General features: G+C 32.6%; 14 protein-coding genes. 9 read left to right on the top strand and 5 right to left on the bottom strand.

Translation table 11 applies throughout. From position 1 onward, the window contains the following. Position 1: 1 nt before the first annotated feature. Entirely contained in the window at positions 2–655 is a 654-nt protein-coding gene (locus ACFSR1_RS03575; protein WP_378289717.1) for a hypothetical protein, read from the bottom strand. Positions 656–867: 212 nt separating this feature from the next. After that, complete coding sequence (gene clpB / locus ACFSR1_RS03570) at positions 868–3468, bottom strand: ATP-dependent chaperone ClpB (protein WP_378289715.1); 2601 nt, start codon at positions 3466–3468, stop codon at positions 868–870. 200 nt (positions 3469–3668) lie between these two features. Here clpB and ytxJ point away from each other — a divergent pair, with 200 nt between their 5' ends. Then, entirely contained in the window at positions 3669–4064 is a 396-nt protein-coding gene (gene ytxJ, locus ACFSR1_RS03565) for a bacillithiol system redox-active protein YtxJ (RefSeq protein ID WP_378289713.1), read from the top strand. A gap of 72 nt (positions 4065–4136) precedes the next feature. Here the strand turns inward: ytxJ and ACFSR1_RS03560 are convergent, their stop codons facing one another. Next, positions 4137–5324, bottom strand: coding sequence for a hypothetical protein (locus ACFSR1_RS03560; RefSeq protein WP_378289711.1), 1188 nt, complete (start codon positions 5322–5324; stop codon positions 4137–4139). Positions 5325–5429: 105 nt separating this feature from the next. Continuing rightward, the gene (fahA, locus tag ACFSR1_RS03555; RefSeq protein WP_378289709.1) at positions 5430–6710 is read right to left on the bottom strand and encodes a fumarylacetoacetase; all 1281 of its coding nucleotides are present in this window, start codon (positions 6708–6710) and stop codon (positions 5430–5432) included. 204 nt (positions 6711–6914) lie between these two features. On the opposite strand from fahA, the gene glyA reads away from it, so the two are divergent. The 5 genes from glyA to ACFSR1_RS03530 all read left to right on the top strand — a co-directional run bounded on the left by glyA (position 6915) and on the right by ACFSR1_RS03530 (position 11992). Next, on the top strand, positions 6915–8189 hold the full coding sequence (glyA, locus tag ACFSR1_RS03550) for a serine hydroxymethyltransferase (protein WP_378289707.1): 1275 nt from the start codon (positions 6915–6917) through the stop codon (positions 8187–8189). Between the two features lie 249 nt (positions 8190–8438). Next, entirely contained in the window at positions 8439–9023 is a 585-nt protein-coding gene (locus tag ACFSR1_RS03545; RefSeq protein ID WP_378289705.1) for a hypothetical protein, read from the top strand. Between the two features lie 207 nt (positions 9024–9230). Continuing rightward, the gene (locus tag ACFSR1_RS03540; protein WP_378289703.1) at positions 9231–10109 is read left to right on the top strand and encodes a DUF4238 domain-containing protein; all 879 of its coding nucleotides are present in this window, start codon (positions 9231–9233) and stop codon (positions 10107–10109) included. Positions 10110–10189: 80 nt separating this feature from the next. Beyond that, positions 10190–11155, top strand: a complete 966-nt coding sequence (locus ACFSR1_RS03535) for an SH3 domain-containing protein (protein ID WP_378289701.1) — start codon at positions 10190–10192, stop codon at positions 11153–11155. 252 nt (positions 11156–11407) lie between these two features. Further along, a complete protein-coding gene (locus ACFSR1_RS03530; RefSeq protein ID WP_378289699.1) occupies positions 11408–11992 on the top strand; it encodes a hypothetical protein in 585 nt (194 codons plus the stop codon). A 339-nt stretch (positions 11993–12331) separates the two neighbouring features. Here ACFSR1_RS03530 and ACFSR1_RS03525 read toward each other — a convergent pair whose 3' ends face one another. Continuing rightward, a complete protein-coding gene (locus tag ACFSR1_RS03525; protein WP_378289697.1) occupies positions 12332–13387 on the bottom strand; it encodes an IS110 family transposase in 1056 nt (351 codons plus the stop codon). 283 nt (positions 13388–13670) lie between these two features. On the opposite strand from ACFSR1_RS03525, the gene ACFSR1_RS03520 reads away from it, so the two are divergent. The 3 genes from ACFSR1_RS03520 (at position 13671) to ACFSR1_RS03510 (ending at position 15186) form a co-directional block, all read left to right on the top strand. Continuing rightward, the gene (locus tag ACFSR1_RS03520; protein ID WP_378289696.1) at positions 13671–14291 is read left to right on the top strand and encodes a hypothetical protein; all 621 of its coding nucleotides are present in this window, start codon (positions 13671–13673) and stop codon (positions 14289–14291) included. Between the two features lie 190 nt (positions 14292–14481). Then, on the top strand, positions 14482–14943 hold the full coding sequence (locus ACFSR1_RS03515) for a hypothetical protein (RefSeq protein WP_378289694.1): 462 nt from the start codon (positions 14482–14484) through the stop codon (positions 14941–14943). Positions 14944–14958: 15 nt separating this feature from the next. Next, positions 14959–15186: a hypothetical protein gene (locus tag ACFSR1_RS03510; RefSeq protein ID WP_378289692.1), complete on the top strand. Its 228-nt coding sequence runs from the start codon at positions 14959–14961 to the stop codon at positions 15184–15186. Positions 15187–15468 lie beyond the last annotated feature (282 nt).

Below are 15468 nucleotides of genomic sequence, written 5' to 3'. Positions count from 1 at the left end.
CTTATTGTTTTTTATTTAGAGTACTATGAAGGATATCATCTGATACTATCCTCGAAATGCTTCTTGGAAGTGAACATTCATCTTCAATGTTGGCGTTTTGATATTCTAGAAGTACATTGTATTTTTCAATAATTCTAGTAGCCTGACTACAATCTGCAGTCTGATTTCTTACGTAATTAGTTTTTGGGTTTTTTAATCTGTTACTTCGGGTTTCAAAATCTTTGAATTGACATTTTACGGGCTCAAAATTGTGAAAATAGAAACGCTCCTCTAGTGTCAATACTACATCTACTTTCTGAATTTTTTTCTTTTTGTTTTTCTCATAATCATGATATTTAATCTTGTGTGTAGAAAACTCAAAGAACAGTTGATCATCCCAAATATAATATTCGTCTTTATAGGATACATATCCTTGTGTATATTGATGTACAATATGCTTTAGTTCGCGACTATTATAATAAAACGTTAGAGTTCCTTTCTCAACAGATTCATCACAGGTATAATCCGAATAATATTGTCGAAGTGTATTATTATCTACAAGTTCACGGATAAGTAAATACTTACTTTTGATATCCGCTAAAATTTCCCTCTTACTTTGTGCAAGAGATATGGTCGATGAAAGGATACAAAGAGATAATATTAAAGTTGGTTTCATTGCATACCAATTTACTTAAAACTTTATCTCTTGTAAGAATTAGTTATCAACTATGTAAGAATATGTTTGTTAATAACTACGGTTTTACCGTAATAATCTGATTATCTGAAAGATTAATGACTGTTAAAGGTTCATTAAAAAGTGTAAAAAAAGGTGGGTTTTTAACAAAAACCCACCTTTTTTCTTTAAGAATTAATTAACAGTATCGTCATCTAAAGCACTAGATCGCTTTGATTTCTGAATACTAAATTGCTATCAAACTCATCCAATAAAATAATACTTTCGGTTGAAACCTTTCCTGCAAGAATTTCTTTGGATAAAGAATTTAGCACTTCTTTTTGTATAGTACGTTTTACTGGTCTTGCACCAAATTCTGGTTGAAAGCCTTTATCTGCCAGAAAAGAAATTGCTTCATCTGTAGCATCCAGAGTAATGTTTTGCTGTGCTAACATATTAGAAACATGTTTTAATTGAAGCTTTACAATTTCATGAATATTTTCCTTAGTTAGAGGAGTAAACATAATGATATCATCAATTCTATTCAGAAACTCCGGACGAACGGTTTGCTTTAATAATCCTAAGACCTCAATCTTGGCACTTTCCATCGCAGTATCTACATCTTTGACTGCTTCAAATTTTTCTTGAATGATATGACCTCCCATATTACTGGTCATAATAATAATGGTGTTTCTAAAATCAGCCGTTCTCCCTTTGTTGTCTGTTAATCGCCCTTCGTCCAATACTTGTAACAGGATATTAAAAGTATCCGGATGCGCTTTTTCGATTTCATCTAATAGTACTACAGAATAAGGTTTTCTTCTTACGGCTTCAGTTAATTGACCACCTTCTTCATAACCAACATACCCAGGAGGCGCACCTACTAATCTGCTTACAGCATGACGTTCTTGATATTCACTCATATCAATTCGTGTCATAGCACTTTCATCATTAAATAGATATTCTGCCAGTGCTTTTGCTAATTCTGTTTTACCAACTCCTGTAGTTCCTAGGAACAAAAACGAACCTATTGGTTTTTTCTGATCTTGTAGTCCTGCACGACTTCGTCTCACCGCATCACTAACCGCCTGTATGGCTTCGGCTTGTCCTACAACTCGTTTTTGTAGTTCTTTTTCTAAAACCAAAAGCTTTTCACGATCACTTTGCAACATTTTGGTAACAGGAATTCCGGTCCATTTAGCAACAACTTCCGCAATATCATCATTGGTAACTTCTTCTTTGATTAGTGAGGATTTACTTTGTTGTTGATTAAGTTGTTCCTGTAACACTTCCAGTTTTTCCTGAGCATCCTTAATCTTTCCGTAACGTAATTCGGCTACTTTTCCGTAATCACCATTTCGTTCAGCGCGTTCTGCTTCCAGTTTGTATTCTTCTATATCTTTCTTCGTATTTTGAATAGCATCTACCACTTCTTTTTCGCTTTGCCATTTCGAGAAAATCTCGTTTCGTTCTTCTTTAAAGTTGGCAAGATCTGCATTTAGTGATTTCAATTTAGACTCATCATTTTCACGTTTGATCGCTTCTATCTCGATTTCTAATTGCATGATCTTACGATCCAATACATCTAACTCTTCTGGTTTAGAATTAATTTCCATTCGTAATTTAGAAGCAGCTTCATCCATCAAATCAATTGCTTTATCCGGCAAAAATCTATTAGTGATATATCTTTGAGATAATTCTACCGCTGCAATAATCGCTTCGTCTTTGATTCTAACCTTGTGATGTGTTTCATACTTTTCTTTGATTCCTCTAAGGATAGAAATCGCACTTTCTGTATCAGGCTCATCTACGGTAACTTTCTGAAAACGTCGTTCTAATGCCTTATCTTTTTCAAAATACTTTTGATATTCATCTAGGGTAGTGGCTCCAATAGCTCTTAATTCACCTCTTGCCAACGCAGGTTTTAAAATGTTTGCGGCATCCATTGCGCCTTGCCCGCCACCGGCGCCAACTAGCGTATGGATTTCATCGATAAACAATACAATGTTTCCATCGCTGGATGTAACCTCTTTTACTACGGCTTTAAGGCGTTCCTCGAATTCTCCTTTAAATTTTGCACCAGCAATAAGGGCTCCCATATCTAAAGAATAAATTTGCTTATCCTGTAAATTATCCGGGACATCTCCTGCAATGATACGATGTGCTAAACCTTCAGCAATCGCCGTTTTACCGGTACCTGGTTCTCCTACCAACATAGGATTGTTTTTAGTACGGCGCGATAGAATTTGAAGAATTCTGCGAATTTCCTCGTCACGACCTATAACCGGGTCCAGTTTACCGTTTTCTGCAAGTTCGTTTAGGTTTTTAGCATATTTGTTTAAAGATTGATAGGTTTCTTCGGCGCTTTGAGATGTTACACGTTCTCCCTTGCGTATTTCATTAATAGCTTCTTTAAGATGCTTTTCTGTAACACCTTGATCTTTTAAAATTTGACCAATCTTACTTTTAGATTTAAAAATAGCAATGACCAGATGTTCGATGGATACATATTCATCATCCATTTTTTTGGCAATAATGCTCGCCTCATTTAGCGATTTCCCAGCTTCACGTGATAATTGTATTTCTCCTCCGCTTACCTTTGGAAAACTTTCCAGCGTGCTATCTAGTACCTGTTGTAAAATTGAAATATTTACGTTAAGCTTTTTTAATAGAAAAGGAAGCACGTTTTCGTCTACATTAAAAATAGCTTTGAAAATATGTTCATTCTCTATTTGCTGATGGCCATAACCTTGAGCAAGCTGCTGTGCTTGCTGGATAGCCTCTTGTGATTTTATGGTGAAATTATTAAAATTCATATCTGTTTTTTTTCTTTGATACGATAAAATCAAATAACGTTCCTATTCTGTAAACACGTCAAAATGTCTTCTTAAGACTTGGTTTTACTGACTTTTTGACGTATTGTAAAGTTACTGATTCTATTTCGACAAAACCTGATAATTATCAATTAATAGAAATCATTTGGTTAAGTTTGTAATGATTTTAAGAATAAGAGAATATGGGATTATTTGGAAAAATATTTGGGTCGGATGATAAAGATCCAAAAGAAGAGAAACAAGCTTTGCCTTGGCAGGAACTAAAGTCAATAGAGCAATTAGAAACTATTGCAGAGGCTTCAAAAGTGAAAACACAAGCTATTTTTAAGCATTCTACACGATGTGGTATTAGCCGAATGGCGATTAGAAATTTTGAAAGTAGTTTTGATCTTTCAGAAAATCAGGTGGATTTGTTTTATCTTGATTTATTAAATTATAGAGATGTTTCTTCAGAAATAGCTGCAAAATTTCAGGTGTATCACGAATCTCCTCAATTTATTGTAGTTCGTAACGGAGTAGCAGTGCATCACGCTTCTCATAGTGCAATTACACCACAGGTTTTACATCAGTTTATTTAACAGCATATATACTTTAAAAAACAAAGAGGCTGCAAAATTTATTTGCAGCCTCTTTGTTTAGTGAATCTTTTACTACTGAAAACGATACCTTGTTATGATACTTTTCAATTTATTTTTTAAATCCTGCCCGGAATCATATACCATTTGCTCATTCGTAGGAAATTGAACTGCCTGTAACCCTAAATATCGAATCAAATCATCATCTAACGCGCGTTTGTCGCCATTGTAGTTAGCATACACATGCTCAAAAACATAAGTGCTTGAAAGCGGAAAAGCATCGAGCAATTGTTTCGTATTAAGATCTTTGTATTGTACATTACCAACAACTTGTGCCTCTTTAAATTGTATAAATTCATAGTATTCACATCGTACAGTTACCATTTTATCAACTTTGATTTTGTTGCCTTCCTCATCACGCACAAATTCATCATTCTCATCTAACAGATATTCCCAACCGTCTTTAACTAATTTTTCTCTTTCTAGTTGTCTTTCTCTAATCTGTTCCGGAGAGATGTTTATTTCTCTAAAAGAAACTTCCATCAGATAATCATATTTTACAGAACGCTGAGGAGAGTTATGATATACTGTCCAAAGATCATTTAATCCATAGGTGCTGAAGTTTAATAAATCATCTTCTAGTCTTCTTGGTATAATGACATTGGTTTGGTTCCTCATAGTTACCTTTACAAAATCAGTACCTTTAAAATGAGCTTCTTCAATTAACTCTTTGGTATTTTTATATCCAGGACTGATTTTATTCAAATACACCAGGTCATCATAAACGTTACGATAATCTGCTTTTCTTCTTGCATTAGAAAGTAATGACTTTGCATTGTTATATAAGTAAGTAGATAATTTTTCTTTGGTATCTAGTATCCTTTGGTCATAATTGTCAAAAGAAAAATTAGCATTACGTCCTTGCTCAACGTGATATAGAGGTAACAAAGGACGAATTCGTTCTTGTCTGCTTTTTAGGGTGCTATAAGAATTATAGATTCTCTCCAAATTTGCAGGGTTCCCTTCTTTTTCAAGAAAAGCGATAGCATTCATATCACGTTCTACAGCTTTTACAAATGCTTCTTCTAATATAAGAATGTAATCTTGTCTTCCCTTTTTGTTTTTGTTTCCTCTTAGTTTACTAATAGAGGTATTAATCGCCTGATCATAATTTCCTGTATTTAATGCAGTAAAAGTTTTCTTCTTACCACCACAAGAAATTGTAAATACGGTAACAAATAATAAAAGTAAAATTCTTTTCATAGTGCAATAGGTTTGGGGTACTTGTTTCAATTTTGGTGCCAAAAGGTAACAAAAAAACCTCAAAGAAGATTATTTTGAGGTTTTTTGAATATATTATGATGTTTTTTATTTCTTAAAAACAGGTAGTAATTTGGTAGATACTTCTCCAAAACCTATTCTAACACCGTCTTTTTCGCAATGTCCTCTCATAATAACAGTATCGTTATCTTCTATAAATTTACGGCTACCACCTTCTTTTAGTTGTACAGGTTTTTCTCCTCTCCAGCTTAATTCCAACATGGAACCATATGAATCCGGAGTTGGTCCAGAAATGGTTCCGCTACCCATCATATCTCCAGAGTTTACGGGACATCCATTAACCGTGTGATGTGCTAATTGCTGAGACATATTCCAGTACATGTGCTTAAAATTACTTCTAGAAACAATGGTCTCTTTAGCTTTTTCGGGTTGTATCGCAACTTCCAGATTAATATCAAAACTCTTCTTACCGGTATACTGAAGATATGGTAATTGCTCTTTTAGAGGTTTTGGTCCAGCTACACGATACGGTTCTAAAGCATCGAGTGTAACAATCCAAGGGGATATTGATGAAGCAAAGTTCTTTGCAAGAAACGGTCCTAAAGGAACATATTCCCATTTTTGGATATCTCTGGCACTCCAGTCATTAAATAATACCAACCCAAAAATATAGTCTTCTGCTTCTTCAATAGGAATGGGTTCTCCAAGCTGATTAGCATCTGTAGTAATAAAAGCCATCTCTAATTCGAAATCTACTAACCTTGATGGTCCAAAAATTGGTTTTTCGGTACCATTGATCAGTTTCTGACCTTGTGGTCGATGGACCGGAATCCCTGACGGAATAATAGAGCTACTACGTCCGTGGTATCCAACAGGTATATGCAGCCAATTAGGAAGCAATGCATTATCAGGATCTCTAAACATAGTTCCCACATTGGTGGCATGTTCAATACTACTGTAGAAATCCGTATAATCTCCAACAGTTACCGGCAATTGCATTTCTATTTCGTCTAGTGTAAACAAGACTATTTTGCAATGTTCTTTATTTTTTTTTAGTGCATCGTTTTCTGCATCAAAAATTTCAGCAATCCGATTACGTACAAGTCTCCAGGTTTTTTTTCCGTCAGAAATAAAATCATTTAAAGAATCCTGTAAAAAGATATCATCTGTTAACGGAATTCCTTCAAAATAGCCAAGTTGATGTAGTGCTCCCAGATCAATAGCGGTATCTCCAATTCTCGTTCCGATAGTGATGACATCATCTCTGGTGAGAAAAACTCCAAAAGGAATATTTTGAATTGGGAAATCAGTATTCGTAGGAGTTTTAATCCATGTTTTTCTTTTTGGGTTATTTGCGGTTATGGGCATTATCGTTTTTTTAATAAGTTGTTGGTAGTTCTTATCATCAAATATATAATTTTAGAACGTTTTACATATTTTATTTATGTGAAAGTTACTTAAAAAATGTGATATTTCTAATTGTGAAGAAAATGTTCATATTAATTAATATTCCATCCACTTATTTTATGGATTGTTCCTATTTTTGGACATCTATTTTATAAATTAAATAACATGCAACGCGACGAACAGATTTTTGATTTAATTCAGGACGAAAAAGAGCGTCAGATTAATGGATTAGAATTAATCGCTTCAGAAAATTTTGTAAGCGAACAGGTGATGGAAGCAGCCGGTTCGGTATTAACTAATAAATATGCAGAAGGGTATCCCGGCAAACGTTATTATGGAGGCTGTTCTGTGGTAGATGTAGTAGAACAAATTGCTATAGACCGTGCAAAAGAACTGTTTGGTGCAGAATATGCAAATGTACAACCACACTCTGGATCGCAGGCAAATACAGCAGTATACCACGCGTGTTTAAAACCTGGAGACAAAATTTTAGGTTTTGATCTTTCTCACGGAGGTCATTTAACACACGGATCACCGGTTAACTTTTCGGGTAAATTATACAACCCGGTTTTTTATGGAGTAGAGAAGGAGACAGGTAGATTAAACTATGATAAAATTCAGGAAATTGCCACAGCAGAAAAACCACAATTAATTATAGCCGGAGCATCTGCATATTCCAGAGAGATCGATTACAAAAGATTTAGAGAGATTGCGGATAGCGTAGGAGCTCTTTTATTAGCAGACATAGCACATCCTGCAGGTTTGATTGCTAAAGGTATTATTGCTGATCCTGTTCCTCATTGTCACGTGGTAACTACAACAACTCATAAAACATTAAGAGGCCCAAGAGGAGGATTGATTATTATGGGGAAAGATTTTGAAAATCCTTTTGGCATTACTCTGAAGAGTGGAAAGAAACGTATGATGTCTTCTTTATTGGATAGTGCTGTATTTCCGGGAAATCAAGGAGGACCCTTAGAGCATATTATTGCAGCCAAGGCGATTGCTTTTGGAGAAGCATTAACCGATGAGTTTTTACACTATATCATCCAGGTAAAGAAAAATGCTGCTACAATGGCAGAGGCCTTTGTAAAGAAAGGGTATGAGGTTATTTCTCAGGGGACAGATAATCATATGATGTTGATCGATTTGCGTAATAAAGGAGTAACAGGAAAACAAGCAGAAGAAGCATTGGGCGTTGCTGAGATTACGGTAAATAAGAATATGGTACCGTTTGATGATAAATCACCGTTTGTAACCTCTGGGATTCGTATTGGTACTGCAGCGGTTACCACGCGTGGACTAAAAGAGGATGCTATGTTAGAAATTGTAGAGCTTATTGACAGGGTGATCCAAAATGTAGAAAATGAAGAGGAATTACACAATATTGCAAATGATGTAAATGCTATGATGGCAGATAAACCATTGTTTGTAGTATAACTTATTACTAAGATATATGTATTGAAATGCACGACTTTTTGGTCGTGCATTTTGTTTTTAGCAAAGTCCCAAGGTATATATCATTTTGCTATATGGGAAATTTTATACTATTTTTAAAACGAAAAACAAAATGTAACCGTCGCATTAAACGTTTATTATACGTTTATTATACGTTTGTAAACGGTTGTTATAATAAAAATAAACACAATTGCTTTTATAGCATTGTTGTAACACATTTAACAGAATGAAATGGAAGTTTTAGGGCACCTCATATTTATGCTTTTTAAAATTGGAATTTTAGCATCAATCTATTCTTTGATTTTAATTGCTATCATGACGATGATAAACAATTTAAAAAAAAATCATTATCTCCAAAAAATAATAGATAATAAGAAATCCAGTTGGTTCAGATTTGGATTGATCATCTCTGCATTATTACTTATATATTCTTTTACATATTGGGGAAATCATGGACTTGGTGATGGCCCAAGAATTCCAATTGGTTATTGGAATATAGTGGATAACACAAATTGGCAATTTTCTAACTTAAAAGGATACAAGGATAAAGACGCAAATGAAATCAGTATTTCAAGATTTCTAACAAAAGATGAATTTTTCTGTGGAAAATTTGATCAAAACCATTTTTTTTATGATTTCAAGAATGAATATTTTGTTTTAAATATGAGGTCTAACGAAATAATTGAGTTTAGTAATAAACAAGTGTATAATTATTATGCCGTTGAAAATAAATTACCAAAAGCATCAAGTTTATTGACCTTTGAACAGAATTATCATAAATATTTTGGTGGATGGAGATTTTGGTTACTTCCATAAGTATGATTAATAAAAAACGTGTTACAACACTATATATGTGATCATAGCAGCAAAGTGATGAATCGAAAGGTTAATGTATTTTTGGTAAGACGCAATGCTTGCAAAAAGTAAAAGTTAACAATCAATGCGCAGAAAAATCGAAAAGCAAGGTAACATTTTGCCCTGCTACGACACATATATTAAACGTTATGTAACATAAAAAAATTAATGACAAAAATATCTTGGCGACATCATTACTTACCAGTTTTCTATCTTAAAGGATTCACTAAGAAATCTAATAAATTTAAGATTTATGACGTCCAAAACAAAAGATTTGTAAAAGACGGAAAGGATTTTTCTCCTGAATCGTATTTCTTTAAAAAGAATGACAACACTATTTCTATCGGAGATTATAGTGATGACTCTTTAGAATCCAAATATTACAAGAAGTTTGACAATGATGTAGCTAAGCTCATTAATAAAATAAATTCTGAGGACCACTCTACCAGGCACGGAGTGGACGAAAATGATATGCCTGCTCTAAATCATTTTGTCAGTTTAATGTATTGGAGACTGCCCCATAAAAGAGAAGAACTCAAAAAAATAATAAAAAATAATGATTTAAATAGTTTGGGAGTGTCTATGGTTGATGAACTTGGAATAAGTGACCCTGAAATAGAAGAAAAATTCAAAAATTCGGAAATCTTTTTAAAAGGTTACAAGTTTCATAATTCATTAATGGATTCTACAAGAGGTTATAACTACAATTGCAGAACTCCTTATACTATAATAGAGAGTTCTAACGAACTACCTTTTTTATGTTCTGATAACCCCGTAATTTTCGAAAAACAAAACCCTGAAGTTTATAAAGATGATTATTTATTCCCTCTATCGGGTACAAGATTATTTATGAAAACAGATCGTAGAGAAGATTTCCCTCCACTTTTAAGAATGATGGTAGATACCTTAATATTTAAACAAGCAGTCAAATATGTTAGCTGTACTGACGAAAAGCACATAAATATTTTGGAGGAGAATTTTGAAAGGTTTAACATTACAGTTGAAGGACTTAAAGAAGACATATTTAAAAGAATAAAAGTTACATAACAATTTGTATAATGCATATGCACCCTTCGGGATGCAAACGCACCATACAAGAGACGTTAGCATATATTAGAAGAACTAAAATGAAATATCAAATTAAATTCTTAATTATATTTATAACACTTTTATCTTGTAAAGACAAAAACCAAAGAATAACGGATTATAATAAAAGTATAAATATTTCTGATTCGGTTGTTGAAATTGATAGAAAAATTCCCGTTAATAAAAAACCTACTATTAAATATGAAAAAGAATATTTTTACACAATTGCTGACAGGCTTTCATTAAGAGAAAAACCATCAGTTAATTCCAAACGTATTGCAATTTTAAGATATTTAGAACCTATAGAGATTATTGAAAATCTTATCGACAAAACCGAAACGGTTATTGATAAAGAGGATGGTGAAATTAATGGCAACTGGGTTAAAATAAAATTACTAAATGGGCAAATAGGCTATGCTTTTAATGGTTATATAAAATCATTAAAAAAATTATCATCTAAGCTAAAACCAAAAGGTATTGATGATGCAGATTTTTTAATTAATGGTAAGTTAAAAGCTCATACATCTTTAAAAAGACTATTAAATTATATTGGAAAACCCGATAGTATAAGATCATTTAATGTTGTTAAAGATGATTATTCTTATAAAATTAAGCGAAAATATAAAAATGGTATTTTGTACATCATTGAAGATACAGACCAATATTTTGAACTCGGTGACGGTGGATGGATTTATCAAGATTTCAAAGTTAAATTTTATTATAAAAATGGAATTGAATATGAAGAATTAAATGGTGAAGTTGGATTTGTATCGATAGATTTTAAAATAAAGAATAATTATTTAGAATATTCTGGAATGAGAATAGATAATTCAACTTCGTATAAAGAAATTTGTAAACTATTTCCCATACAAGCAAAAAAAGAAGACTGTAAAAAAGGATTTAAAATTAATGCTATAAGAAGCAAACACGATTATGTTGACGCATTTTACATATTAGATTTAGAAAACGAAAAACCAAATAAATTTTACTTTTATTGGTATGACTAAAACAGCATATAACAACACCTATACGATAATGCGGGGTTTGAGTTTAATCGAAAGGTTATTACCTATTTGATTTGTCGCCAAAGTATTAAATTTGGTATTTTAGAAAAGATAAAAACAAAACATAAACTTTGGCTCAGTGCTAGTACGAAAACCAGTGATTTTCAGCTCCCGCACTACTCATAGCTAAACGTTGGCAAACATTTGAGAATGTTGATAAATAAGATGATTTACTGGTAAAAAAAAGAATAATTTATGTCAAAATATATAATTGCTAAAACAGCAACTATTTCGATTAAAAACTATGCTCAAGGAAACGTTTTTATACAGATGGATTTACCTATGTCATATTCATTATTAGATTTAATTCAAATTATTAAAATGTATTCGAATTATGATGACACATATGATTGGAGTTTTATTAATCCGAATGAAAAAGACAAGAATTTATCTTTAAGAAATGACTTTGAAAAAATAGATAAAATAAGATTTGATGAATACAGGAATATTACACCTGCAATTAATTGTATTTATGGACCAATTGAAATGGAAATTGGAGTAAGAGGACACTTAAAATATCGAAAAGTTTATCCAACAATCTATCAGGCTGTTGGGTGTTTTCCAACAGAAGAAGAGTTTGTGAAAAATATTAAAATACCCGATATTGATGGTAAATATACAATCCTAGGAAAATCTTTACCAAGTGCATCGCATTTGATTAACACGGATTTGATTGAATATGGAGAAAAACTGAAAAAATATTTCAAGAATAAATATAAAATATCGAGTGAAACCATAGAATCATTTTTCGGTACAGAAAATGCATTGATTAAGAAATAAAAAACGATTTGCCAACAATGGTTCATAGGAAAAGCACTAGCTCAGTTTTTCAAAGTTAATATTTATATTTTAATTATCTCATAATGATTACTTTGAAGTGTTTAAATGTTGGCAATTCTCTTCCTTTTGTTGCAAATTGTCAACATTTAAATACTTTATAACTTGCTCCGCATCCTATATGTGATCAGCTTCTAGAGCCGTCACCAGCATCTGTATGATTATAAGCTATAATAAACCTGTTCACTTGCTATAAAAATGTGATATCAATAATACTGATTCACCCACGTTGTTTTGTGATACAGGCTTTACTACTTCTTTGTGAGCTTTGTTATCTGTTAATTATTCTATGACTCCTACAGAGTAAGGTATCTCTGTTTTGATTACTGCTAAGGTTCGACTCAATAATTTGCGAGCCACCTTAATGATTATTGTCTTTACATTTTTGCCTAAATGTTTACGATAATAGCCTTGCATTACTGGGTCTGTACGTATAGCCTGCCAAGAGGCTTCTATAAAATAGCTTCGCATCAATCGATGGGCTCTCATTGTGATTCCACTACTCCTTTGATGGTCTCCGCTTTGATGGATACCAGGAGCTAACCCGACATAACCTGCTAGATGTTTAATACTGTTAAAACGACGTAAATCCCCTAATTCACTTATAATACCACAAGCTACAACACCTCCAATACCAGGGATACTCCTCAACAAATAATAATCCTTTTTATAATGTTTGCGGCAATAAGCTCGTAGCCTAGTTGATACATCTCGTATTTCTTTATCTATAAATCTAAAATAACGCATCCTACTATCTAAGGTCTCACGAGCTGTAGAATATCTAAAAACAACTCCATCTACCCAATAACGAAATTTATGACTCCAATGATCATTATCAAACTCTTCAGGAATAGTAATACCAAAATATAATAATTGCATTTTTATATAGCTCTTTACGCGTCTATAATCCTTAACCAAATCATTACGCCTTCTAAAAAGACTCCGAAGATGTTCCTGTTTTAATTCAGGAATATGAATACTTTCTAGTCTTCCATCTTTTAATTCTCTACTAATCAGTTGGGCATCTATTTTATCTGTTTTTGTATATTTCTCCTTGCCTTTTCGATGAATGTCTGCTGGGTTTACTACTAAGGAATTCCAACCATAACTCTCAAATTTTCGATGGGCATAGTAACCACAACAGCCAGCTTCGTAAGCAGTTGTAACTCTGTAATCTGGAAAATGTTTAGTAACATATTCTAATAGAACCTCTGGCTTAGGAGGCATGGTAAACGATTTACCAGAAAATAAATCAGTGGAGCAATGTATCTTCCAACTTCGCTTGTGAATATCAATACCAATGTATAAATTTGATTGGGTAGTCAGTTCAGTTTTCATATCTTATTGTTTTTGTGAACTTTAAAGATACTGGACTTACTGCTTTTTCATTGATGCTATAGTTCATTACGGCTGAAATTCCTAATCGGAATTTCGAGCCTTTTTGCTATTTTTATGGTTACTGCGGAATGATACTCGCGTACCATTCCGTAACGAAACCATAGCCCAACCGTTGTGCATAATTGTAAAAAACAATAGTTGACTAACTCAAGAGAATGGTTTACTCATTCTGATTTACCTAATTGACTCAATAAACTTAGTTTCGGATAAACTAATTCAATCGATGAAAAACATAATATTATTTTTGATTCTATTATTAAGTCTTAATTTTTATTCTCAAAATCTTTCCGAAATTAATTCTGATCTTAATTTAACTGACTCGTTAACTTACGAAACTGAAGTTCGAATTTATCAAGGCGGTGGAATAACTAATTATTCTTCTCTTTTTAGAATGTTTAAGGATAAATCCGATAAATGGACAGCGGAATTTTATGAGCATTACGCAAAAGTTGATGGAGCAGCTGAACTGCGGACGGAAAAGCAAATGCTAAAATCAAAAAGTGATTTGGAATTCGTTTTTCAAAACTTCGTTCGTAGTCATATTTTGGATTTATCAGATATGAGAAAAATCCAATGGAAAATGGTTAAGCGTGGAGATGTAAAAAAAGTTATAGATACAATCAGAGGCAAAGTTTACGAAGAATATTTAGCATCTAAAGAAAAAGTTATGATCACTGATGGAACTGGATTCATAGTTAGTGTTAAACAACAAGAAGAAATCAATCATTTCGAATACTCCAATCCAGAAAGTTATCTAAAACATTATCCTGATAATGATGAATTGATTTATATGTGCGAGATAATAAATATTATCCGGGACGAATTTGGAATTTGGAAAAAATAACTATGCACAACAAGATATATGATGTCATAGCAGTTAAGTGATGAATCGAATAGTTGTTGTATTTTTGGTAAGGCGCAATGCTTGCAGAATGGAAAAATTAGCAACCAATACGCAGAAAAATCGAAAAGCAAGGTAACATTTTGCCCCGCTACGACACATATATTAAACGTTAGGTACAATACAAAAAAGTTTGAAATACTATGTTGGAGCATACTATTTAATTAAACTTCGTGATTCTAATTTTGGAACTTACGAAGGAAAAAAATTATATACTTGTAGCACTTGTATAAATGATTCATTTTTTGACGCTTGGTCAATTTCGTGGACTGAAAACGGAAAAAAAATTGATTCAGAAACAAAATCAGATTTTAATCTTAACGAGAAACTGATAAAAGAAGTTCAAAATTGGACGGACAAAAAAATGGAGGAAAACAAAATCGGATGGATTTGCACATTTGCTGATTTAAAAACTCTAACTGAATACAAAAACTCATTTTTTCCCAATTCAGAGAGTGAAATTTTGAGTATAAACTTTCCAGAATCAGAAAGAAATGAATTACTAAAAATATTCAATCCTGAAAAGACAAATCTCGGAGAAATCGGACTTTCAATAAATCTAAAAACTGGAATTCCCGAAAATAATGACGAATAAACTTTAGGATACGACTTGATCGGAATTGAAGATAGTAGTGAATTTCACAGTTTTCATTGCCACGATTTGGCAAATGACCTAATAGAAAAATTCGGAATTGAAATAAACGAATACGGACTGATTAATGAAAATGATAAATGGACTGAAATGGTGGAATATATGAATGACGAGAAAAACGGATTTGAATCTTCACCTTGGTTTTATGTAAAAGTGAATAAAGTAACGGAAAAAGCCAGTGGCTAACATTATATATGAAATTAGAGCAATTTAGTGCTAGATCAAAAGGTTTTTTCTTTTTTGCAGTGGCGCTAAATTTTTATAAGTTTAATAAGAAATAAAAATGCGCAGATAGATCAATTGATTCAGGTATACTTGCCTTGCTCCGATTCATATATTTGGCGTTGTAAACAATAATTAAGGATGTAATCAGCAGTGCGAAAGCAACACTCTTGAAAGAAAATAAAGCTGAAACCTATAGTCCTCGCTCATTTAAAAAATACTGTTTTAGATCAATTGAAAAAGTGA

The organism is Aquimarina rubra (assembly GCF_042684305.1).
Lineage (GTDB): Bacteria > Bacteroidota > Bacteroidia > Flavobacteriales > Flavobacteriaceae > Aquimarina > Aquimarina rubra.
The sequence above is the reverse complement of the archived record's forward strand: the minus strand, read 5'-3'. Positions and strand labels throughout refer to the sequence as shown.

Coding starts and splice junctions, on each gene's coding strand:
- ACFSR1_RS03575 (WP_378289717.1), bottom strand. CDS start 655: ATGAAACCAACTTTAATATTATCTCTTTGTATCCTTTCATCGACCATA.
- clpB (WP_378289715.1), bottom strand. CDS start 3,468: ATGAATTTTAATAATTTCACCATAAAATCACAAGAGGCTATCCAGCAA.
- ytxJ (WP_378289713.1), top strand. CDS start 3,669: ATGGGATTATTTGGAAAAATATTTGGGTCGGATGATAAAGATCCAAAA.
- ACFSR1_RS03560 (WP_378289711.1), bottom strand. CDS start 5,324: ATGAAAAGAATTTTACTTTTATTATTTGTTACCGTATTTACAATTTCT.
- fahA (WP_378289709.1), bottom strand. CDS start 6,710: ATGCCCATAACCGCAAATAACCCAAAAAGAAAAACATGGATTAAAACT.
- glyA (WP_378289707.1), top strand. CDS start 6,915: ATGCAACGCGACGAACAGATTTTTGATTTAATTCAGGACGAAAAAGAG.
- ACFSR1_RS03545 (WP_378289705.1), top strand. CDS start 8,439: ATGGAAGTTTTAGGGCACCTCATATTTATGCTTTTTAAAATTGGAATT.
- ACFSR1_RS03540 (WP_378289703.1), top strand. CDS start 9,231: ATGACAAAAATATCTTGGCGACATCATTACTTACCAGTTTTCTATCTT.
- ACFSR1_RS03535 (WP_378289701.1), top strand. CDS start 10,190: ATGAAATATCAAATTAAATTCTTAATTATATTTATAACACTTTTATCT.
- ACFSR1_RS03530 (WP_378289699.1), top strand. CDS start 11,408: ATGTCAAAATATATAATTGCTAAAACAGCAACTATTTCGATTAAAAAC.
- ACFSR1_RS03525 (WP_378289697.1), bottom strand. CDS start 13,387: ATGAAAACTGAACTGACTACCCAATCAAATTTATACATTGGTATTGAT.
- ACFSR1_RS03520 (WP_378289696.1), top strand. CDS start 13,671: ATGAAAAACATAATATTATTTTTGATTCTATTATTAAGTCTTAATTTT.